Raw genomic sequence first — 21,201 nt, forward strand, 5'->3', positions numbered from 1 at the left:
ATGACTATCCATGTGATCAAGATGCCCGATATCGGCGAAGGCATCGTCGAGGTGGAACTGGTGGCCTGGCGCGTGCAGCCCGGCGAGTGGGTCAAGGAAGACCAGATCCTGGCCGATGTGATGACCGACAAGGCCACGGTGGAGATCCCTTCGCCGGTGCATGGCCGGGTGGCCGAACTCGGCGCCGCCGCCGGCACGCTGATGCGGGTGGGCGCGGCGCTGATCAAGATCGATATGGAAGATGGCGATGCCGTGCCGGCCGCGGCTCCCGCGCCCGCGCCTGCGCCGGCAGCGGCGGCACCGGTGCAGGCAAGACCTGCCCCCGCAGTGGCTGCGCCGACGCCTGCACCGGCACCTGCCCTGGCGCATGAGCGCCCGATCGCCTCGCCCTCGGTGCGCCGCCAGGCCTGGGAGCTGGGCGTGGAGCTGAGCCAGGTGCGCGCCAGCGGCACCGGCGGCCGCATCATGCATGCCGATCTTGAGGCCTATGCGGCGGCACATCCGCAGCGCGCCGAGCGCAAGGCCGCGCCGCAAGCGGCGCCTGTGGCCGCGTCGGTCCCCGCGTCAAGCAGCAGCGGCGGCGGCAGCGCCGGCGTGGAAGCCATCCCCATCATCGGTCTGCGCCGCAAGATCGCGCAGAAGATGCAGGAGTCCAAGCGCCGCATCCCGCATTTCGCCTATGTGGAGGAGATCGACGTCACCGAGCTGGAGGCGTTGCGCCAGACGCTCAACCAGCAGTATGGCGCCACGCGCGGCAAGCTCACCCTGCTGCCGCTGCTGGCGCGCGCCATCTGCCGGGCGCTGCGCCAGCATCCGCAGCTGAACGCGCGCCTGGACGACGAGGCCGGTGTGCTGACGCGTTACGACGCGGTGCACCTGGGCATCGCCACCCAGACCCCGGCCGGCCTGATGGTGCCGGTGCTGCGCCATGCCGAAGGGCTGGACCCCTGGAAGAGCGCCGCCGAGATCCGCCGCCTCGCCGAGGTGGCGCGCAGCGGCAAGGCAACGCGCGACGAACTCAGCGGCTCCACCATCACGCTCAGCAGCCTGGGCGCCTTGGGCGGCATCGTCAGCACCCCGGTGATTAACCATCCCGAGGTGGCCATCGTGGGCGTGAACCGGATCGTCGAGCGGCCCATGCTGCGCGGCGGCATGGTGGTGGGGCGGCAGATGATGAACCTCTCGTCCTCCTTCGATCACCGCGTGGTCGACGGCCAGGTGGCGGCGGAGTTCATCCAGGCAATACGGGCCATGCTGGAGAGTCCGGCCATGCTGTTCGTGGATTGATCCAGCTCAAACCTAGCTCAAACGCATGGTAGGCCGGTCCCGTTGCGTCCGCGAATGAGCGGGGCGCTTCGGGACAATCCGGCCCATGTCACTCAAAGCCCCCGAACTCCTGCTGCCGGCCGGCTCGCTCGCCAAGATGCGCGCCGCCTATGACTTTGGCGCCGATGCCGTCTATGCCGGCCAGCCGCGCTATTCGCTGCGCGCGCGCAACAACGAATTCCGCCTCGAACAGCTCGCCGAGGGCATTGCCGAAGCGCATGCACGCGGCAAGAAGTTCTTCGTCACCAGCAACCTGATCGCGCACAACGACAAGGTGCGCACCTATCTGCGCGATATCGAACCGGTGATCGCGCTCAAGCCCGATGCCCTCATCATGGCCGATGCCGGCCTGATCATGCAGGTGCGCGAGCGCTGGCCCGAAGTGCCCATCCATCTGTCGGTGCAAGCCAACACCACCAACTGGGCGGCGGTGAAGTTCTGGCAGAAGATGGGCGTGGCGCGCGTGATCCTCTCGCGCGAGCTGAGCCTGGACGAGATCGAGGGCATACGCCAGGAATGTCCGGACATGGAGATCGAGGTGTTCGTGCACGGCGCGCTGTGCATCGCCTATTCGGGCCGCTGCCTGCTCTCGGGCTATTTCAACCGGCGTGACTCCAACCAGGGCACCTGCACGAACGCCTGCCGCTGGTGCTACGACACGCAGGAGGCAGGCAGCTGTGGCGATACCGGCGAGGCGGTGCCCTTGGCGCGTACGGACCGCCACCCCGCGGCCGAGCAGATCTACCTGATCGAGGAGCAGGGCCGCCCGGGCGAGCTGATGCCCATCATGGAAGACGAGCATGGCACCTACATCATGAACAGCAAGGACCTGCGCGCGGTCGAGCATGTGGAGCGGCTGGCGCGCATAGGCGTGGATTCGCTCAAGATCGAGGGCCGCACCAAGAGCCTGTACTACGTGGCGCGTACCGCCCAGGTCTACCGTCGCGCCATCGACGATGCGGTAGCGGGGCGGGCCTTCAATCCCGAGCTGATGCTGGAGTTGGAGGGCCTGGCGAATCGCGGCTATACCAGCGGCTTCCTGGAGCGTCGCCCCAACCAGGAGTACCAGAACTACCTCAGCGGTACCTCGCAGCTGCAGCGCAGCCATTTCGTGGCCGAGGTGCGCGGCGTGCGCGCCGACGGCTGGGTCGAGGTGGAGACCAAGAACCGCTTCGAGGTGGGCGACGAACTGGAGCTGATCCACCCGGGCGGCAACCGGCGCCTGCGCCTCACACAGATGCAGGACGCCGAGGGCCGCGCCATCCAGGTGGCGCCCGGCAGCCCCTTGCGCGTCTGGCTGCCGCTGGGCCAGCCGGCCGAGGGCGGCCTGCTGGCGCGCCTGCTGTAGCACAGCAGCAGCACACAAGAACAGAATTTGGCGCTGCTGCGCCCCGAGCTTGGCCGCCTGTGGCAGGCTTGGGATACTTGGCCGACAAGCCGGCACAACCGGCACAGGCAACGGGCGGACAAGGCCCAAGGAGACATGTTGATGAATGACGCCACCGAGACCGCGCACCACGAACGCATGGAGGCCGTGCTGGCCATGGCCTGCGAGCGCTTGCCCGCCGATCAGCACGCCCAGCTGGAGAATTTTGCGCGCGGCTGCTTCCGCCAGTTCGACGCCGACGATTGGGCCGAGCGCCGCAACGAGGACCTTTGTGGCGCCTTGCTATCGCACTGGCAGTTCGGCGCCGCGCGCGCGGCCGGGCGGCCCAAGGTGCGGGTGTTCAGCCCCACCATGGCCGAGCATGGCTGGAGTTCGCGCCATTCGGTGATCGAGATCGTCAACGACGACATGCCGTTTCTGGTCGACTCGGCCTCGGCCGAGATCAACCGCCAGGGCCTGACCCTGCACCTGATCGTCCATCCGATCTTCGCGGTGCAGCGCGCCGCCGACGGCGCGTTGACGGCGCTGCAGGCGCGTGCCCAGGCGCCGCAGGACGGGCGCGAATCGTGGATGTATATCGAGGTGGACCGCCTGGTCGATCCGCAGCAGCGCGCCGAGCTGGCGGCCGGCATCGAGCGCGTGCTGGCCGATGTGCGCGCCGCCGTGGAGGACTGGCAGCCCATGCTGGCACGCCTGCGCGCGGCCGCGGCGGAATTGGCACCGCTGGAGCAGGTATTGCCCAAGGCCCAGGTGGCGGAGAGCCGCGCCTTCCTGGAATGGCTGGCCGACGAGCATCTGACCGTGCTGGGCTACCGCCAGCATGAGCTGGTGCAGGAGCAGGGCGCCGACGCGCTGCGCCTGGTGCCGGGCAGCGGCCTGGGCGTGCTGCGTGAGAGCGAGGCCGAGCAGCGCAGCGGCAGCGTCGCGGTGCTGCCGGCGAATGCGCGCGCGCTGGCGCGTGCGCCCACGCCGCTGCTGGTGGTCACCAAGGCCAACACCCGTTCCACCGTGCACCGGCCCGGCTACACCGACTACATCGGCGTGAAGCGCTACGACGCCGAGGGCCGGGTGGTGGGCGAGCACCGTTTCCTGGGCCTGTTCACCTCCACCGCCTACAGCGCGCGCGTGTCCGAAACGCCGCTGCTGCGTGACAAGGTGGGTGCGATTGCCGAGCGCGCCGGCCTGCCGCCGGGCGGCCATCTGGCCAAGGCCCTGCACCATATTCTCGAGACCTATCCGCGCGACGAGCTGTTCCAGATCGCCGACGACGAGCTGTACGAGACTTCGCTGGGCATTCTGTCGCTGGGCGAACGTCAGCGCCTGCGCCTGTTCCTGCGCCGCGATCCCTTCGACCGGTTTGTTTCCTGCCTGGTCTATGTGCCGCGCGAGGCCTATGCGACCGATCTGCGCATCAAGTTCCAGGCCATCCTGATGGAGGCATTTGCCGGCGTCAACGCCGACTTCAATGTGCTGCTCACCGACACCGTGCTGGCACGCATCCATTTCTATGTGCGCACCACGCCGGGCCAGGTGCCAGCGGTCGACCAGCGCGAGCTCGAGCTGCGCCTGGCCGAGGCCGCACGCCGCTGGAGCGACCAGTTGCGCGATGCCCTCATCGAGGCCGAGGGCGACGCGCGCGGCATCGCCCTGTTCAAGCAGTGGAGCGGCGCCTTCCCGCCCGAGTATCGCGAGCGCGTGAGCGCGCGCGCGGCCGTGCCGGATGTGCGCAAGATGGCCGCGCTGACGCCCGAGGCGCCGCTGGCCCTGGCCTTCTACCGGCCGCTGGGCGCGGCCGCCAATGCGCTGGGCTTCAAGGTCTACCGCCTGGGCGAGGCCATCGTGCTGTCCGACAGCCTGCCGATGCTGGAACATATGGGCGTGCGCGTGCTGGGCGAGCAGAACTACCGGGTGGCGGGGCCCAGCGGCACCATCTCGCTGCACGACTTCGAGCTGCAGGCCCAGCTCAACGAGGAGTTCGAGCCCGAGCTGCTGGCCAGCCTGTTCGAGGACTGCTTTGCGCGCGTGTTCCGCGGCGAGGTCGAGAACGATGACTTCAACCGCCTGGTGCTGCGCGGCGCGCTGGCGGCCGACGAGATCGTGGTGCTGCGCGCCTATGCCAAATACCTGAAGCAGATTGGCTTTGCGCTCTCGCAGGGCGCGATCGAGGCCACGCTGGCCGCGCACCCGCATCTGGCGCGCATGCTGATCGCGCTGTTCAAGCTGCGCTTCGATCCCACCGCGGCCGATGAGCAGGGCGCGCAGTCGCAGGTGAATGCGATCGAGCAGGCGTTGGACCGCGTCAGCAACCTCTCCGAGGACCGCGTGCTGCGCCAGCTGCTGGCGCTGATGAGGGCCACGCTGCGCACCAACTTCTGGCGCACCGGTACGGGCCACAGCGGAGCGGCCGGGCCGCGCCGCAGTTATTTAAGCTTCAAGCTCGAATCGGCCAAGGTGCCGGGCTTGCCCGAGCCCAAGCCGCTCTATGAGATCTTTGTCTATTCGCCGCGCTTCGAGGGCATCCATCTGCGCGGCGGCAAGGTGGCGCGCGGCGGCCTGCGCTGGTCGGACCGGCCCGAGGACTTCCGTACCGAGGTGCTGGGCCTGGTGAAGGCGCAGATGGTGAAGAACACGGTGATCGTGCCGGTCGGCTCCAAGGGCGGCTTTGTGCTCAAGAAGGCGCCACCGGCCAGCGACCGCGACGCCTACCTCAAAGAAGGCGTGGCCTGCTACCAGGACTATCTGCGCGGCCTTCTGGACCTGACCGACAACCTGGCCGGCACGGCCCTGGTGCCGCCGCCGCAGGTGCGGCGCCTGGACGGCGACGATCCCTATCTGGTGGTGGCCGCCGACAAGGGCACCGCCACCTTCAGTGACTACGCCAATGCGGTGAGCAAGGAATACGGCCATTGGCTGGGCGACGCCTTTGCCTCGGGCGGCAGCGTGGGCTATGACCACAAGGCCATGGGCATCACTGCGCGCGGCGCCTGGGAGAGCGTGAAGCGCTGCTTCCGCGAGCGCGGCCAGGACATCCAGAGCAGCGACTTCACGGTCGTCGGCGTGGGCGATATGTCGGGCGATGTGTTCGGCAACGGCATGCTGCTGTCGCGCCATATCCGGCTGCTGGCGGCCTTCGACCATCGCCATGTCTTCATCGACCCCAGCCCCGACGCGGCGCGCTCCTTTGCCGAGCGCGAGCGCCTCTTCAAGCTGCCGCGCTCGTCCTGGGCCGATTACGACACGGCGCTGATCTCGGCCGGCGGCGGGGTCTGGTCGCGCTCCGAGAAGTCGATCCCGATCTCGCCGCAGGCGCGTGCGGCGCTGGGTATTGAGGCCGAGCGCCTCACGCCCAACGAACTGCTCAGCGCTATCCTGCGCGCGCCCGCCGATCTGCTCTACAACGGCGGCATCGGCACCTATGTGAAGGCCAGCAGCGAGAGCCATGCCGAGGTGGGCGACCGCGCCAACGATGCGCTGCGCATCAATGGCAGCGAGCTGCGCTGCAAGGTGGTGGGTGAGGGCGGCAATCTGGGCTTCACCCAGCGCGGCCGCATCGAGGCCGCCAGCCATGGCGTGGCGCTCAACACCGATGCGATCGACAACTCGGCCGGCGTCGATACCTCGGACCATGAGGTCAATATAAAGATCCTCTTGGGCCTGGCGAGCGCCGATGGCGAGATCACCGAGAAGCAGCGCAACACCATCCTGGCCGAGATGACCGACGAGGTGGCCGCGCTGGTGCTGCGCGACAACTACTTCCAGACCCAGGCGCTCTCGGTCACCGGCCGCCTGGGCGTGGCCCTGCTGGACGAGGAGGCGCGCTTCATCCGCTTCCTGGAAAAGGCCGGACGCCTGAACCGCGCCATCGAGTTCTTGCCCAGCGACGAGGAGATCGCCGAGCGCAAGGCGCGCGGCGTGGGCCTCACCACGCCCGAGCGCGCGGTCTTGCTGGCCTATTGCAAGATGTGGCTGTTCGACGAGATCGTGGGCTCGGATCTGCCCGAGGATGCCTGGATCAGCACGGCGCTGTACCGTTACTTCCCGGCCCAGCTGCGCGAGCGCTTCGGCGCCCATATCGCGCGCCATCCGCTCAAGCGCGAGATCATCGCCACCCATGTGCTCAACAGCATGGTGAACCGGGTCGGTTCGACCTTTGTGCACCGCCTGGCCGACGCCACCGGCATGCGCCCCGCCCAGGTGGTGCGCGCCTATCTGGCCACGCGCGAGGTGATGGGCCATGTGCAGCTGTGGCAGCAGGTCGAGGCGCTGGACAACCGCGTGGCCGACAAGGTGCAGTCCGAGCTGCTGATCGAGGAAGGGCGCCTGACCGCGCGCGCCACCGCCTGGTTCCTGCGTTCACGCCGTCTGGCCGAGCCGCTGGAGCAGACCATCGCGCGCTTCACGCCGGCGGTGCAGGCCTTGCGCAGCCAGCTGGAGCAGCAGGCCGAGGCCTCGGCCAAGGCGCAGGCATGGGTGGCGGCCGGGGTGCCGCTCGATCTGGCCAAGCGCGTGGCCAGCGCCGATGGCCTGTATGCCTCGCTGGACATCGCCGAGCTGGCCGATGCGCTGCAGCGCGATGTGGCCGAGGTGGCCGAGGTGCATGCCGAGGTGGAACGCCGCCTGGGCCTGGGGCGGCTGCGCCAGCAGATCGAGGCCTTGCCGGCCGACAGCTACTGGCAGGGCCTGGCCAAGGCCGCGCTGGGCGACGACCTCTGGGGCCTGCGGCGCGATATTGCGCAACAGGTCCTGAAGGGCGGCAGCGGCGGTGCGGCCGAGCGCCTGGCGGCCTGGGAGCGCGACAAGGCCGCGGCGCTGGAGCGTTCGCAACGCCTCCTGGCCGAGCTCGCCGAGGCCAAGGGCACCGACCTGGCCATGCTCTCGGTGGCGCTGCGCGAGTTGCGCAATGTTTGAGTAAGCGTCAAGCAGCCCAGTCGCGTAGATAGGCCGGCAGCGGCTCGGCGCAGGCCGTATCGGGCTGCGGCGTGCCACGCTGCTGTGTCAGCGGCAGCACACCGGCCCAGACCGGCAGGCTCAGGTCGGCCTCGTCGTCCACCACCGGACCGCTACGCACCTTGCTGACGGCCTCGTCGAGCGCAATGCGCAGCACCGTGGTCGCGGCAAATTCCTTGTCATTGCCGGGCCGGATCTCGGCCTGGCGGCCGGGCGCGATCTTGTCCATGAAGGCGGCCAGCGCGGCGCGCTTGTCCGCATCGCCCTCGACCTTCTCGAAGCGGCCGTAAATCACCGCCGAGCGGTAGTTCATTGAATGGTTGAAGGCCGAGCGCGCCAGCACCAGGCCGTCCAGATGGCAGATGCTGATGCACACCGCCGCGCCGCCTGCCAGCTGCTTCATCAGCCGGCCGCCGTTGGAGCCGTGGATATAGAGGTGCTCGCCCATGCGCCAGCAGGCCATCGGGATGCTGTGCAGGCCACGGTCGTCGTTGAAGGCGAGGTGGCAGAGATGGGCCGCGTCGATGATGGCGTGCAGGGTGGTGCCGTCGTAGCGGGCGTTTTCGGCCACGCGGCGGATGCGCGTGCGATCACTGGGGGCGGCTGGCTTCATGTGGTGCTGTGGATGGATGAATGGATTGGGAAGGGGCGCAATGTAGAGCCATGCTGGCTCCATGAAAAGGTCCACAGGATGCCAATATCATGGGGCCATGGAATACCAGCTGCTGATTGACCGTTTCGCAAGCCCGCTGGGCCCCATGCAGCGCCGCCTGCACGAGGCTCTGCGCGCGGCCATTCGTGCCGGGGTGCTGGCGCCAGGCACGCGCCTGCAGGCCAGCCGGGTGCTGGCGCGCGAGCTGGGCGTCGCGCGCAACACCGTGCTCTACGCCTATGAGCAGCTCGCCACCGAGGGTCTGATCGCACCCGACCGGCGCGGCAGCCGGGTGAGCGGCCTGCTGCCCCCGCCGGCCAAGCAGGCCGTCATGCCGGCGGAGCCGCAGGCCTTGTCGCGGCGCGCGCAAGCCCTGCTGACGCTGGGTCCGGTGCTGGAGAGCAGTCGCGCTTTCGCGCCGGGCGTGCCGGCGCTGGATGAATTCCCCACCCAGCGCTGGCGCCGCCTGCTGGAGCGCAGCTGGCGTGCGCTCGATCAGGCCCAGCTCAATTACGCCGATGCGGCGGGCGAGCCGGGCCTGCGCCGCGCCATTGCCGAACACCTGCGCGCCTCGCGTGGCGTGCAATGCGAGCCGCAGCAGGTGTTTATCACCGACGGCACGCAGGCCAGCCTGGACCTGTGCGCGCGCGCCTTTGCCGATGCCGGCGACAAGGCCTGGTTGGAGAGCCCCGGCTATGCAGGTGCCGAAACGGCGCTGCGTGGCGCCCAGCTGAAGTTGATTGGCATCGCGGTGGATGAGCAGGGCATGGCGCCGCGTGCCGCGGACTGGCGGCGCCAGCGCCCGCGCCTGATCTACACCACGCCCTCGCACCAATACCCCACCGGCGCGGTGATGAGCCTGGAGCGCCGCCTGGCCCTGCTGGCGCAGGCGCGCGAGGCCGGCGCGCTGATCATCGAGGATGACTACGACAGCGAGTTCCGCCATGACGGCCCGCCCTTGCCGGCCATGCAGGGCCTGCAGGCGGATGCGCCGGTGCTCTATCTGGGCACCTTCAGCAAGACCCTGTTCCCGGGCCTGCGCATCGGCTTCGTGGTGGTGCCGGCGGGCCTGTGCGAAGGCTTTGCGCGCCTGCTGACGCGCGCCGTTCCGCGCGGGCGCATGGCCGACCAGCTGGCCCTGGCCGAGTTTCTGCGCAGCGGCCAGTTCGGCCTGCACCTGCGCCGCATGCGCCGGCTTTACCGCCAGCGCCGCGATGCCTTGGTAGGTGCGCTGGAGCGCGAGCTGGGTGACCTGGCCAGCGTTCACGGCGGTTCGGCCGGCATGCATCTGGCGCTGCGCTTTACCGACGGCGCCGGCCTGGACGACGTGGCCGTCAGCGCGCGGGCGCTGCGGGCCGGCATCGTCGCGCCCGCACTCAGCGAGTTGGCGATGGGGCCGCGTGCCCAGGCCTGGCGCGGCCTGCTGCTGGGCTATGCCCAGGTGCCGGTGGCGCAGATGGCGCCGCTGGTCGAACGCCTGGCCGAAGTGCTGCGGGCGCAGTAATAGGAAGGGGCTGCGACCTTTGAATGGAACCGGCACAAAGCCGCCTGCTGTGGGTAGGCGTGTGCCAAGCGACGCCGGGGGCGTGATTCCGTTCATGTCCCCCGCCGCCACCCTGCGGGCGCCGGCTCCTCCTTTACTTCACTCCACCACACCCCCGACGCCACTTGGTAGTTCCACCGCAGGCCGCCTGCAAGGAACTGGCACGGCCGTGCTGGATCAGGACGGTTGGGGGTTCTGCGAAGTGAAGTAAAGGAGGAACCCCGGGTGCAACCCGGGGTGGGGGACATGAACGGAGTAGAACCCCCAAGCGGCCTGATCTCCGCCAAATCGACAGTCATCCATGTGCCGCAAACCGCCGCTCGCCGAGCGAAGGGGCGCAAAAAAAGCCCGGCCGGTTGCCCGGACGGGCTTGTCAGCAACGCTCAGCGCAGGGCTCAGGCGGCGACGCCCTTGGCCGTCTCTGCGTATTCCTCGATCTGGTCGAAGTTCATGTACTTGTAGATCGAGGCACCGTCCTTGTTCACCACGCCCATGGCTTCGTGATACTCGGCCACGCTGGGGATATGCCCCAGCTTGGAGGCAATCGCGGCCAGCTCGGCCGAGGCCAGGAACACATTGGTGTTCTTGCCCAGGCGGTTGGGGAAGTTGCGGGTCGAGGTGGAGACCACGGTGGCACCCTCACGCACCTGGGCTTGGTTGCCCATGCACAGCGAGCAGCCGGGCATCTCGGTGCGCGCACCGGCGGTGCCGAAGGCGGCGTAATGGCCCTCCTTGATCAGCTCGCTCTGGTCCATCTTGGTGGGCGGGGCCACCCACAGCTTGACCGGAATGTCGCGCTGGCCGCCCAGCAGCTTGGCCGCGGCGCGGAAGTGGCCGATGTTCGTCATACATGAGCCGATGAAGGCCTCGTCGATCTTGGTGCCGGCCACTTCGCTGAGGGTCTTGGCGTCGTCCGGATCGTTGGGGCAGCAGAGGATGGGTTCCTTGATGTCCGCCAGGTCGATCTCGATCACGGCCGCGTATTCGGCATCCTTGTCGGCTTCCAGTAGGCTGGGCTTGGCCAGCCAGGCCTCGACCTTTTCGATGCGGCGCTGCAGGGTGCGGGCGTCGGCATAACCGTCGGCGATCATGTTCTTCATCAGCACGATGTTGCTGGTGAGGTATTCCTTGATCGGCTCGGGGTTCAGCTTCACCGTGCAGCCGGCGGCGCTGCGTTCGGCAGAGGCGTCGCTGAGCTCGAAGGCCTGTTCGACCTTCAGGTCCGGCAGGCCTTCGATTTCCAGGATGCGGCCCGAGAAGATGTTCTTCTTGCCGGCCTTGGCGACGGTCAGCAGACCGGCCTTGATCGCATACAGCGGGATCGCATGCACCAGGTCGCGCAGGGTGATGCCGGGCTGCATCGATCCCTTGAAGCGCACCAGCACCGATTCGGGCATGTCCAGGGGCATCACGCCGGTGGCGGCGCCGAAGGCGACCAGGCCGGAGCCGGCCGGGAAGGAGATGCCGATCGGGAAGCGGGTGTGCGAGTCGCCGCCGGTGCCGACGGTGTCGGGCAGCAGCAGGCGGTTCAGCCAGCTGTGGATCACGCCGTCGCCCGGACGCAGGGCCACGCCGCCGCGGTTGCTGATGAAGGCGGGCAGTTCGCGGTGTGTCTTCACGTCCACCGGCTTGGGGTAGGCCGCGGTGTGGCAGAACGATTGCATCACCAGGTCCGCGCTGAAGCCCAGGCAGGCCAGGTCCTTGAGCTCGTCGCGGGTCATCGGGCCGGTGGTGTCCTGCGAACCGACGGTGGTCATCTTGGGCTCGCAGTAGGTGCCGGGGCGCACGCCCTGGCCCTCGGGCAGGCCGACGGCGCGGCCCACCATCTTCTGCGCCAGCGTGAAGCCGGCCTTGGTCTCGGCCGGGGCTTGCGGCAGGCGGAACAGCGTCGAGGCGGGCAGGCCCAGCGATTCACGCGCCTTGGCGGTCAGCGAGCGGCCAATGATGAGGTTGATGCGGCCGCCAGCGCGCACCTCGTCGAACAGCACATCGCTCTTGAGCTTGAACTCGGCGACGGTCTGGCCATTCTTCACCAGCTTGCCCTCATAGGGCAGCACATCGATGACGTCGCCCATTTCCAGCTTGCTGACGTCGACCTCGATCGGCAGCGAGCCCGAGTCTTCCTGCGTGTTGAAGAAGATCGGCGCGATCTTGCCGCCCAGGGTCACGCCGCCGAAGCGCTTGTTGGGCACGAAGGGGATGTCCTGACCGGTGGCCCAGATCACGCTGTTGGTGGCGCTCTTGCGCGAGGAGCCGGTGCCGACCACATCGCCCACATAGGCGACCAAATGGCCCTTCTTCTTCAGGTCCTCGATGAACTGCATCGGGCCGCGCTTGCCGTCTTCCTCGGGCGCAAAAGCCGCGCCTTCGCGGGTGTTCTTCAGCATCGCCAGGTAGTGCAGCGGGATGTCCGGGCGGCTCCAGGCGTCGGGGGCGGGCGAGAGATCGTCGGTATTGGTTTCGCCGGGCACCTTGAAGACGGTGACGGTGATCTTCTTCTCGACCTCGGGGCGGCTGGTGAACCATTCGGCATCGGCCCAGCTCTGGATCACGGCCTTGGCGTGGGCATTGCCTGCCTTGGCCTTGACTTCGACGTCGTGGAAGAAGTCGAACATCAGCAGCGTCTTCTTCAGACCTTCGGCGGCCACGCCAGCCACATCGGCATGGTCCAGCAGATCGATCAGCGGCTTGACGTTGTAGCCGCCGACCATGGTGCCCAGCAGCTCGGTGGCCTTCGCCTTGCTGATCAATTCAACGCTTATGTCACCATGCGCCACGGCGGCCAGGAAGCTGGCCTTGACCTTGGCAGCGTCGTCAACGCCCGGCGGCACGCGGTGGGTCAGCAGGTCCAGCAGGAATTCGCCTTCGTTTGTGGATCCAGCCGCGGGCGGGTTCTTGATCAGCTCGATCAACTCGGCCACCTGCTTGGCGTCCAAGGGCAGGGGCGGGATGCCTAGCGCGGCGCGCTCGGCGGTGTGTTGGCGATAGGCTTGCAACATGGCTACTCCTGGGGGCTAATGGGGTTGTTCAGCGGGCCTGAGGGACGATGAGTTTCAGACCCTTGTAGTAATCGCGGAAGAATCCTTCGTCGCGGGTGATCAGCGCCTGGCATTGCAGCAGGGCATGGGCGCCGATCAGAAAGTCGGCCACCACACGTTCGCGCTTGCCGCCGCGGTCGCGGTAGCGGCGCTGCATATGGCCGGCGCGCACGGCAGCAGCTTCCTGGATGGGTTCGAAGCGTATGCCAAATTCGTTGAGGGCGTCCATGACCGTCTCGCGCGTGTCGAGCACCGTCTGCACCTCGGCCACCACTGCCTCGCTGATGACGACCTCGCCCTCGCTCAGGGCCTGGGCCAGCGCGATGGAGGAGGCTTCGCCGTATTCGGCATCGCCGGTGAGCACGTCCACCAGCACGGACGAGTCGACGGCGATCATGTGCCTTCTTCTTCCTCGTTGGGGGCAGGGTAGGGGTCGCCGGGAGCGCGGCCGCGCAGGGCGCGCATGGCCTCGTTGGTGCTGGTGAAGCCCTCGGCGAGCTTGAAGCGCCCGCGCAGCTTGGCCAGCGCATCATCCACGTTCTTGCGCAGGATGATGCGGCCGCCGTCGAGTTCGACCTTGAGCGTCGTGCCCTTGGTCAGACCCAGGGCGTCACGCACCGCCTTGGGCAGGGTGATCTGGCCGCGTTCGGCAACAGTGGCTTCCATGGGTACTCCTCGGTATGTGCGGCGAAGTATGCATTGATTTTACATACTTTCGTTTTCATACCAAGCCCTAGTGCGCGAGTCGGGCAACAAAAAATAGGGGAGGCCGGTGGCCTCCCCTGGTTCGAGGGCGCTGCGGCTCAGTTCTTGGGCAGGCTCGTGCCGGGAGTGATGCCGATGCCACTGTCGGGCGCCACCATGGCCTGGGCGCTTTGTACCTGCTCCGGATGCTGGCAGCTGTCGACCATGCGCTGGCCGATCTTGGCATTCATCAACATCGACTTTGCGGGAATCTGCAGCCACACCACGCCGGCCTTCTTGTCCTCCAGGCGTACCGCGCCGGTGGTGGTGGGCTCGGGCGTCATGTTGTAGACCATTTTGCCGAACTGCAGACGGAAGCGCCCCGGCTTGTCGGGATGCGGCGTGATCTGCACTTTTTGATTGAACTCACATTGTGCGTCGCCGCTATGCACGCGCGGGCCGACGGCCAGTTGATCGTCGTTCAGGGGCGTGTTGTCGTCGTCTACGGCCGCGGGCGCCGGTGCCTGCGGTTTGATTTTTGCGGCCAGACGATTGCGCGGCTTTGGGTTCTCCACGGCGGCCGACCAGGCGCTGCCACACAGGGCCAGGCTGGCGAAGGCAAGGAGGAGGGGGCGGAATTGGCAGTTGGCAGACTTCATGGCAGCACGCTTGGCTTCGATGCACTCATTGTCGCGCCGCAAGACGCGCCGGGGCCTAGCGTTTCCCTGCATTTTGGTCTCGCGCGGGGCGCATTCGTAAGCGGTGCAGCGAGGCGGTATCAACAGGTTTCAAAAAAGTAGGCGCGGCAGACCTCGGCCGGCAGGGTCTGGCCGGTGCGATGGGCACGTTCCAGCAACTGCCAGAAGTAGCGGTAGCTGGCGCGGTCGTGCAGGTTGTCGCGGTGCTGGATGGGCGCCCAATGCGCCGCCTGCGCCGCCTGGATGATTTCGATGGCCTCGTCGATCTCGGCCATGCTGGGTGCGAAGGCGTCGATGATGGGCTGGATCTGGCCGGGGTGGATGCTCCACATGCGGGTGTAGCCAAACTCGCGCGCCGCCCGCGTGGCCGCGGCCAGGATGGCACGTGTGCTCTTGAACTCGGTCACCACGCAGTGCGAGGGCGTCTTGGCATGGGCATGGGCCGCGGCCGCGATCTCGAGCTTGGCGCGCGCCACCAGCGGGTGGCTGAACTGACCTTCGGCGCCCAGGGCGCTGCGCGGGATGGCGCCGCGGTGTGCGGAAACGAAGTCCATCAGCCCGAAGGACAGCGACTCGATGCGGGGATGCGCGGCAATCGCCTGCACATCGCGCAAGGCGCCATGGGTCTCGATCAGCACATGCACCGGCAGGGGCTTCTCGACGCCGTGGCGCTGCAGGCTGGCGTCGATGAAGGCGATGGCCTTGTGCACATCGGCCAGGCCGCGCGGCTTGGGCAGCATCAGGTAGGCCAGGCGCTCGCCGGCCAGCGCGAGCAGGCCGTCCACATCGGCCTCGAAGGCGGGGTGGTCCAGTGGATGCACGCGCGCGCCCACCCGGCCGTGGCGGTTCAGGGGGCTGTTCAGCAGTTCCGACACCAACAGCACATGCTCGGCCTCGCCGCCGATGGGGGCGCCGTCTTCGCAGTCCAGGGTGATGTCGAACAGTGGGCCCATCTGTGCCTGCAATTCCAGGCTCTTGCGCATGCGCGGCTCGACGCCACAGTAATGGTCAACCACGGGCAGCAGGGTGGCGGCATCGCCTTCTTCAAAGAGTGCGAGTTTGGGGTGAAGCATGGTCATGCGTCATGAAAAGAAAAGGGCCGACATGGTCGGCCCTCAGTGTCGCCCAAGCGGGGTTGCTTACAGCAGATGCTTGACGCCGTTCTGCTCTTCCAGCAGTTCGTTGAGCGTCTTGTTGATGCATTCCTGCGAGAAGGCGTCGATCGCTATGCCCTCGACGATCTTGTATTCGCCGCCCGCGCAGGTTACCGGGTAGCCGAACATCACGTCCTTGGGGATGCCGTATTCACCGTTCGAGGGGATGCCCATGGTGACCCACTTTCCATTGGTGCCCAGGGCCCAGTCGCGCATATGGTCGATGGCAGCGTTGGCGGCCGAGGCTGCCGAGGACAGGCCGCGTGCCGCAATGATGGCGGCGCCGCGCTTGCCCACGGTGGGCAGGAAGGTCTCGCGGTTCCAGGTCTCGTCGTTGATCATGGCCTTGACCGAGGCGCCGCCAATGGTGGCGTTGCGGTAGTCGGCGTACATGGTGGGCGAGTGGTTGCCCCACACGGCCAGCTTCTCGATGTCGGCCACGGCCTTGCCGGTCTTGGCAGCGAGCTGCGAGGCGGCGCGGTTGTGGTCCAGGCGCAGCATGGCGGTGAAGTTCTTGGCCGGCAGGTCCGGGGCCGACTTCATCGCGATATAGGCATTGGTGTTGGCGGGGTTGCCCACCACCAGCACCTTGACATTGCGCGAGGCCACCGCGTTCAGGGCCTTGCCCTGGGCGGTGAAGATGGCGCCGTTGATGGCCAGCAGCTCCGAGCGCTCCATGCCGGGGCCGCGCGGGCGCGAACCCACCAGCAGGGCGTAGTCGGTGTCCTTGAAGGCGCTCATCGGGTCGCTATGGGCCTCGATGCCGGCCAGCAGCGGGAAGGCGCAGTCTTCGAGTTCCATGATCACGCCCTTGAGTGCGTTCTGGGCCTTCTCGTCGGGGATCTCCAGCAGCTGCAGGATCACGGGCTGGTCCTTGCCCAGCATTTCGCCGGAGGCGATGCGGAACAGCAGGGCATAGCCAATCTGGCCGGCGGCGCCAGTGACGGCAACGCGAACGGGAGTCTTGCTCATGGGAAATCTCCGACAGAGGTTGGTGAAGGTGCGGATCAAAAATAGGGTCTTGCGCAGAGCATCGCCAGGCCGGCAGGGCGCTGCGCCGAGGTGGCGCCAAGTGTAGGCCAGACTCCGGGCATTCCCGAGCTTGACCAATTGCCTGGGGTCAATATGTGGGCAGATTATTCGTGCTGCTTTGCACAAATCTGACAGTCATCTGTCTTATAGAAGATAGCAGGCGTCAGATGGTGGACTGGGCTGCTGGCTTGTGCTGCAATGCCGGCCATGCCTGCGCAGCCCATTCCTCCCGCCAGCCCAGAGGCGGGGCCCTCATTCAGCCCGCTCTATCGCCAGATCAAGGGGCTCATCATTGCCGGCCTGCAGGGTGGCGAATGGAAGGCGGGCGAGAGCATCCCGAGCGAGATCGAGCTGGCGCAACGCTTTGGCGTCAGCCAGGGTACCGTGCGTAAGGCTATTGACGAACTTGCCGCCGAGAATCTGCTGGTGCGCCGCCAGGGCAAGGGCACCTTCGTGGCCACCCATGCCGAGCAGCAGCAGCAATACCGCTTTCTGCGTCTGATGCCCGACGAGGGGCAGGATCCGGGCCTGGGGCGCCAGTTGCTGGACTGCAAGCGCCAGCGCGCGCCGGCCTGGATTGCCAAGCAGTTGCAGTTGCGGTCCGGCGACGCGATGGTGGAGGTGCGCCGTTTGTTGCACAGCGCCGGGCAACCGGTGGTGCTGGACGATATCTGGTTGCCGGGGAACTTGTTCAAGGGGCTCACCACCGAGCGCCTGAGCCAGCACCGCGGCCCCTTCTATGGCTTGTTCGAGACCGAGTTTGGTGTGCATATGATTCGCGCGCAGGAAAAGATCAGGGCGGTGGCGGCTGACGCCGAGACTGCTGTGCTCCTGCAGGTGGCCGAAGGTACGCCGCTGCTGAGCGTGGAGCGCCTGTCTTTCACCTACGGCGACAGGCCGGTGGAGTTGCGGCGCGGCCTATACAACACTTCTACGCATTTCTACCGCAATGATTTGAATTGATCGAGAGTCGTTGTTTGGTTCGCAACACGCCCCGAGCAGGCTTTGGATGTGTTGCGTTGCAATAAAATCCCTGGGTTTCACGTTGATTACATAAAAAGGTCGGGTATGACGGACACCACCAACAGCAGTAGCGCCACGACCGGCAAGAGACCGGTTTACCGCAACATCAACATCTTCACGGATGTGCGCACCTACCGCCTGCCGGTGGCGGGCTTTGTGTCCATCCTGCACCGCGTCAGTGGCCTGCTGATGTTCCTGTTGCTGCCCTTCGTGATCTGGATGTTCGACAACAGTCTGACGTCCGAAATCTCCTACGGCGCCTTCACCAATGCCTTCGTGGCTGGCATCGGCTTTGTGCCCGCCTGGTTCGTGAAGCTGGCGACCCTGGGCCTGATCTGGGGCTATCTGCACCACTTCATCGCCGGCCTGCGCCATCTGTGGATGGACGCCACGCATAGCGTCAGCAAGGAATTCGGCAAGTCCAGCGCGGTGTTCACGCTCGTCGTGAGCCTGGCGCTGACGGCGCTGCTGGGTGCCAAGCTCTTCGGTCTTTATTGATCGCCTGTATTGATCTCCAGCCTAGAGGCAATCACAACCATGAGTACTTTTGGATCCAAGCGCATCGTCGTGGGTGCGCATTACGGCCTGCGTGACTGGATGGCCCAGCGCGCCACTGCGCTCTTGATGGCACTGTTCACCATCGTGCTGCTGGCACAGCTGCTGATGCCCGGTGAGCTCGGCTACGACCGCTGGGCCGGCATCTTCTCGCAGCAGTGGATGAAGGCCGTGACCTTCGCTCTCATCATCTCGCTGGCCTACCACGCCTGGGTGGGCATGCGCGACATCTGGATGGACTATGTGCAGCCCGTGGGCATTCGCCTGGCCCTGCACCTCTTCACCCTGGTTTGGCTCGTGGCTTGCGCCGGTTGGGCGGTCCAAGTGCTTTGGAGACTTTGAAAATGCAAATTGGAACGACGCTCGCAAAGCGCAAATTCGATGTGGTGATCGTCGGGGCCGGTGGCTCGGGCATGCGCGCATCGCTGCAACTCTCGCTGGCCGGCCTGAACGTGGCCGTGCTGTCCAAGGTCTTCCCGACGCGCTCGCACACAGTGGCGGCGCAGGGTGGCATCGGCGCCTCGCTGGGCAATATGTCCGAGGACAACTGGCATTACCACTTCTTCGACACCGTCAAGGGCTCGGACTGGCTGGGTGACCAGGACGCGATCGAGTTCATGTGCCGCGAGGCGCCCAAGGTCGTGTACGAGCTTGAGCACTTCGGCATGCCCTTCGACCGCAATCCGGACGGCACCATCTACCAGCGCCCGTTCGGCGGGCACACCGCCAACTACGGCGAGAAGCCGGTGCAGCGCGCCTGCGCCGCCGCCGACCGCACCGGCCACGCGCTGCTGCACACGCTGTACCAGCAGAACGTCAAGGCCAAGACCCAGTTCTTCGTCGAGTGGATGGCGCTGGACCTGATCCGCGACGCCGACGGCGATGTGGTCGGTGTGACCGCGCTGGAAATGGAAACCGGCGAGATCCACATCCTCGAAGCCAAGACCGTGCTGATGGCCACCGGCGGTGCCGGGCGCATCTACGCCGCCTCCACCAATGCCTTCATCAACACCGGTGATGGCCTGGGCATGGCGGCCCGCTCCGGCATCCCGCTGGAAGACATGGAGTTCTGGCAGTTCCACCCCACCGGCGTGGCCGGTGCGGGCGTGCTGCTGACCGAAGGCTGCCGTGGCGAGGGCGCGATCCTGCGCAACAGCAATGGCGAGCGCTTCATGGAGCGCTATGCACCGACGCTGAAGGATCTGGCACCGCGTGACTTCGTGTCGCGCTCGATGGACCAGGAGATCAAGGAAGGTCGCGGCTGCGGTCCCAACAAGGACTATGTGCTCCTGGACATGACCCATCTGGGCGCCGAGACCATCATGAAGCGCCTGCCCTCGGTGTTCGAGATCGGCCATAACTTCGCCAACGTCGACATCACCAAGGAACCGATCCCCGTGGTGCCGACCATCCACTATCAGATGGGTGGCATCCCGACCAATGTGCACGGCCAGGTGGTGATCCCGAAGAACGGCAAGCACAACGACATCGTCAACGGCCTCTATGCCGTGGGTGAGTGCTCCTGCGTGAGCGTGCACGGTGCGAACCGTCTGGGCACCAACTCGCTGCTGGATCTGGTGGTGTTCGGCCGCGCCGCCGGCAACCATATCGTCGACTTCGCGCTGAAGAACAAGAACCACAAGCCCCTGCCCAAGGACGCCGCCGACCAGACCCTGGCCCGCCTGGCGCGCCTGGAGTCGGCCAGCAGTGGCGAGTACGCCCAGGACGTGGCCAACGACATCCGCTCGACGATGCAGAAGCACGCCGGCGTGTTCCGCACCCAGGCGGTGATGAACGAGGGCGTGGGCAAGATTCTGGAAGTGGCCGAGCGCGTCAAGTCCATCGGCCTGAAGGACAAGAGCAAGGTGTTCAACACCGCGCGGGTCGAGGCCCTGGAGGTCGACAACCTGATCGAGGCGGCCAAGGCCACCATGATCTCGGCGGCCGCCCGTCCGGAGTCCCGTGGCGCCCATGCCCACAACGACTTCCCGAACCGCGACGACGAGAACTGGATGAAGCACACGCTGTGGTATTCCGAGGCCAACCGCCTGGACTACAAGCCCGTGAACCTGCAACCGCTGACGGTGGAATCGGTGCCGCCCAAGGTCCGCACCTTCTAAAGGATTAGAGCCATGAAACGCACCTTCCAGATCTACCGCTACGACCCGGACAAGGACGCCAAGCCCTATATGCAGACCATCGAGATCGAGCTCGATGGGCATGAGCGCATGCTGCTGGACGCCCTCATCAAGCTGAAGGCCGTGGACCCCACGCTGTCCTTCCGCCGCTCCTGCCGCGAAGGCGTGTGCGGCTCCGACGCGATGAACATCAACGGCAAGAACGGTCTGGCCTGCCTGACCAATATGCTGTCGCTGCCGGCCACCATCGTGCTGAAACCGCTGCCGGGCCTGCCGGTGGTGCGCGACCTGATCGTCGACATGACGCAGTTCTTCAAGCAGTACAACTCGATCAAGCCCTATCTGGTGAATGACAACATTCCGCCGGAGAAGGAGCGTCTGCAGTCGCCGGTGGAGCGCGAAGAGCTTGACGGTCTGTACGAATGCATCCTGTGCGCCAGCTGCTCGACCAGCTGCCCCAGCTTCTGGTGGAACCCCGACAAGTTCGTGGGCCCGGCCGGCCTGCTGCAGGCCTACCGCTTCATCGCCGACAGCCGCGACGAAGCCACCGCCGAGCGTCTGGACAATCTGGAAGATCCGTACCGGCTGTTCCGCTGCCACACCATCATGAACTGCGTGGACGTCTGCCCCAAGGGTCTGAATCCCACCAAGGCCATCGGCAAGATCAAGGAACTGATGGTGCGTCGCGCCGTTTGAGCGCGAGCGTCGTCTGCACAGCATGAGCACCAGCACCGAAGCCCTCATCGACGAGAGAGCTCTCTCCAAACTCAAATGGCGCTGCCGCCGCGGTTTGCTTGAGAATGACCTCTTCATCGAGCGCTTCTTCGCGCGCCACGAGGCCACCCTCACGGAGTCCCAGGCCCTGGGCCTGACGCTGCTGATGGACCTGGCCGACAACGATCTGATGGATCTGTTCCTGGCGCGCAAGGAACCCGAGGGCGAGTTGGACCGCCCCGAGGTGCAGGCGGTGCTCAAGCTGCTGCGCGTTCCCAAGTAGTGAAGAAATTCTTTCGAAAAGCTGTCA

The 21,201-nt window shown here is 66.6% G+C and carries 17 protein-coding genes; 10 read left to right on the forward strand and 7 right to left on the reverse strand.

Going from position 1 to position 21,201, the window contains the following annotated elements:
* The 3 genes from WG898_RS07830 to WG898_RS07840 all read left to right on the forward strand — a co-directional run bounded on the left by WG898_RS07830 (window position 1) and on the right by WG898_RS07840 (window position 7,621).
* Window positions 1-1,287 (forward strand): dihydrolipoamide acetyltransferase family protein, encoded by a 1,287-nt coding sequence (locus tag WG898_RS07830; protein ID WP_339602191.1) that lies wholly within the window; start codon window positions 1-3, stop codon window positions 1,285-1,287.
* An 85-nt stretch (window positions 1,288-1,372) separates the two neighbouring features.
* Entirely contained in the window at window positions 1,373-2,674 is a 1,302-nt protein-coding gene (gene trhP / locus WG898_RS07835) for a prephenate-dependent tRNA uridine(34) hydroxylase TrhP (RefSeq protein ID WP_339602192.1), read from the forward strand.
* Window positions 2,675-2,815: 141 nt separating this feature from the next.
* The gene (locus WG898_RS07840) at window positions 2,816-7,621 is read left to right on the forward strand and encodes an NAD-glutamate dehydrogenase (protein WP_339602193.1); all 4,806 of its coding nucleotides are present in this window, start codon (window positions 2,816-2,818) and stop codon (window positions 7,619-7,621) included.
* 7 nt (window positions 7,622-7,628) lie between these two features.
* On the opposite strand, the gene WG898_RS07845 is transcribed toward WG898_RS07840, so the two are convergent.
* Window positions 7,629-8,273, reverse strand: coding sequence for a pyridoxamine 5'-phosphate oxidase family protein (locus tag WG898_RS07845; protein ID WP_339602194.1), 645 nt, complete (start codon window positions 8,271-8,273; stop codon window positions 7,629-7,631).
* Window positions 8,274-8,370: 97 nt separating this feature from the next.
* Between WG898_RS07845 and pdxR the strand changes: the two genes are divergently transcribed.
* Window positions 8,371-9,816 (forward strand): MocR-like pyridoxine biosynthesis transcription factor PdxR, encoded by a 1,446-nt coding sequence (pdxR, locus tag WG898_RS07850; RefSeq protein WP_339602195.1) that lies wholly within the window; start codon window positions 8,371-8,373, stop codon window positions 9,814-9,816.
* 434 nt (window positions 9,817-10,250) lie between these two features.
* Here the strand turns inward: pdxR and WG898_RS07855 are convergent, their stop codons facing one another.
* The 6 genes from WG898_RS07855 to WG898_RS07880 form a co-directional block, all read right to left on the reverse strand.
* Window positions 10,251-12,854, reverse strand: coding sequence for a bifunctional aconitate hydratase 2/2-methylisocitrate dehydratase (locus tag WG898_RS07855; RefSeq protein ID WP_339602196.1), 2,604 nt, complete (start codon window positions 12,852-12,854; stop codon window positions 10,251-10,253).
* 28 nt (window positions 12,855-12,882) lie between these two features.
* Window positions 12,883-13,290 carry a type II toxin-antitoxin system VapC family toxin gene (locus tag WG898_RS07860; RefSeq protein WP_339602197.1) on the reverse strand — a complete coding sequence of 136 codons (408 nt, stop codon included), beginning with the start codon at window positions 13,288-13,290 and terminating at the stop codon, window positions 12,883-12,885.
* Window positions 13,287-13,559 carry an AbrB/MazE/SpoVT family DNA-binding domain-containing protein gene (locus WG898_RS07865; protein WP_339602198.1) on the reverse strand — a complete coding sequence of 91 codons (273 nt, stop codon included), beginning with the start codon at window positions 13,557-13,559 and terminating at the stop codon, window positions 13,287-13,289. Before WG898_RS07865 ends, WG898_RS07860 begins: the two co-directional genes overlap by 4 nt.
* 137 nt (window positions 13,560-13,696) lie before the next feature.
* The gene (locus tag WG898_RS07870) at window positions 13,697-14,236 is read right to left on the reverse strand and encodes a hypothetical protein (protein WP_339602199.1); all 540 of its coding nucleotides are present in this window, start codon (window positions 14,234-14,236) and stop codon (window positions 13,697-13,699) included.
* Window positions 14,237-14,355: 119 nt separating this feature from the next.
* Window positions 14,356-15,354, reverse strand: coding sequence for an HpcH/HpaI aldolase/citrate lyase family protein (locus WG898_RS07875; protein WP_339602200.1), 999 nt, complete (start codon window positions 15,352-15,354; stop codon window positions 14,356-14,358).
* Window positions 15,355-15,414: 60 nt separating this feature from the next.
* Window positions 15,415-16,401 (reverse strand): malate dehydrogenase, encoded by a 987-nt coding sequence (locus tag WG898_RS07880; protein WP_339602201.1) that lies wholly within the window; start codon window positions 16,399-16,401, stop codon window positions 15,415-15,417.
* Between the two features lie 267 nt (window positions 16,402-16,668).
* On the opposite strand from WG898_RS07880, the gene WG898_RS07885 reads away from it, so the two are divergent.
* The 6 genes from WG898_RS07885 to WG898_RS07910 all read left to right on the forward strand — a co-directional run bounded on the left by WG898_RS07885 (window position 16,669) and on the right by WG898_RS07910 (window position 21,174).
* Entirely contained in the window at window positions 16,669-17,424 is a 756-nt protein-coding gene (locus WG898_RS07885) for a GntR family transcriptional regulator (protein WP_444718919.1), read from the forward strand.
* Between the two features lie 105 nt (window positions 17,425-17,529).
* On the forward strand, window positions 17,530-17,982 hold the full coding sequence (sdhC, locus tag WG898_RS07890) for a succinate dehydrogenase, cytochrome b556 subunit (protein ID WP_339602203.1): 453 nt from the start codon (window positions 17,530-17,532) through the stop codon (window positions 17,980-17,982).
* A gap of 39 nt (window positions 17,983-18,021) precedes the next feature.
* Window positions 18,022-18,381 (forward strand): succinate dehydrogenase, hydrophobic membrane anchor protein, encoded by a 360-nt coding sequence (gene sdhD, locus WG898_RS07895; RefSeq protein ID WP_339602204.1) that lies wholly within the window; start codon window positions 18,022-18,024, stop codon window positions 18,379-18,381.
* A gap of 2 nt (window positions 18,382-18,383) precedes the next feature.
* Window positions 18,384-20,159: a succinate dehydrogenase flavoprotein subunit gene (gene sdhA, locus WG898_RS07900; protein ID WP_339602205.1), complete on the forward strand. Its 1,776-nt coding sequence runs from the start codon at window positions 18,384-18,386 to the stop codon at window positions 20,157-20,159.
* A gap of 12 nt (window positions 20,160-20,171) precedes the next feature.
* The gene (locus WG898_RS07905) at window positions 20,172-20,873 is read left to right on the forward strand and encodes a succinate dehydrogenase iron-sulfur subunit (RefSeq protein ID WP_285231956.1); all 702 of its coding nucleotides are present in this window, start codon (window positions 20,172-20,174) and stop codon (window positions 20,871-20,873) included.
* Window positions 20,874-20,895: 22 nt separating this feature from the next.
* Entirely contained in the window at window positions 20,896-21,174 is a 279-nt protein-coding gene (locus WG898_RS07910) for an FAD assembly factor SdhE (RefSeq protein ID WP_339602206.1), read from the forward strand.
* Window positions 21,175-21,201: the final 27 nt, after the last annotated feature.

The sequence above is a fragment of the Paucibacter soli genome (assembly GCF_037482845.1).
Taxonomy (GTDB): domain Bacteria; phylum Pseudomonadota; class Gammaproteobacteria; order Burkholderiales; family Burkholderiaceae_C; genus Paucibacter_B; species Paucibacter_B soli.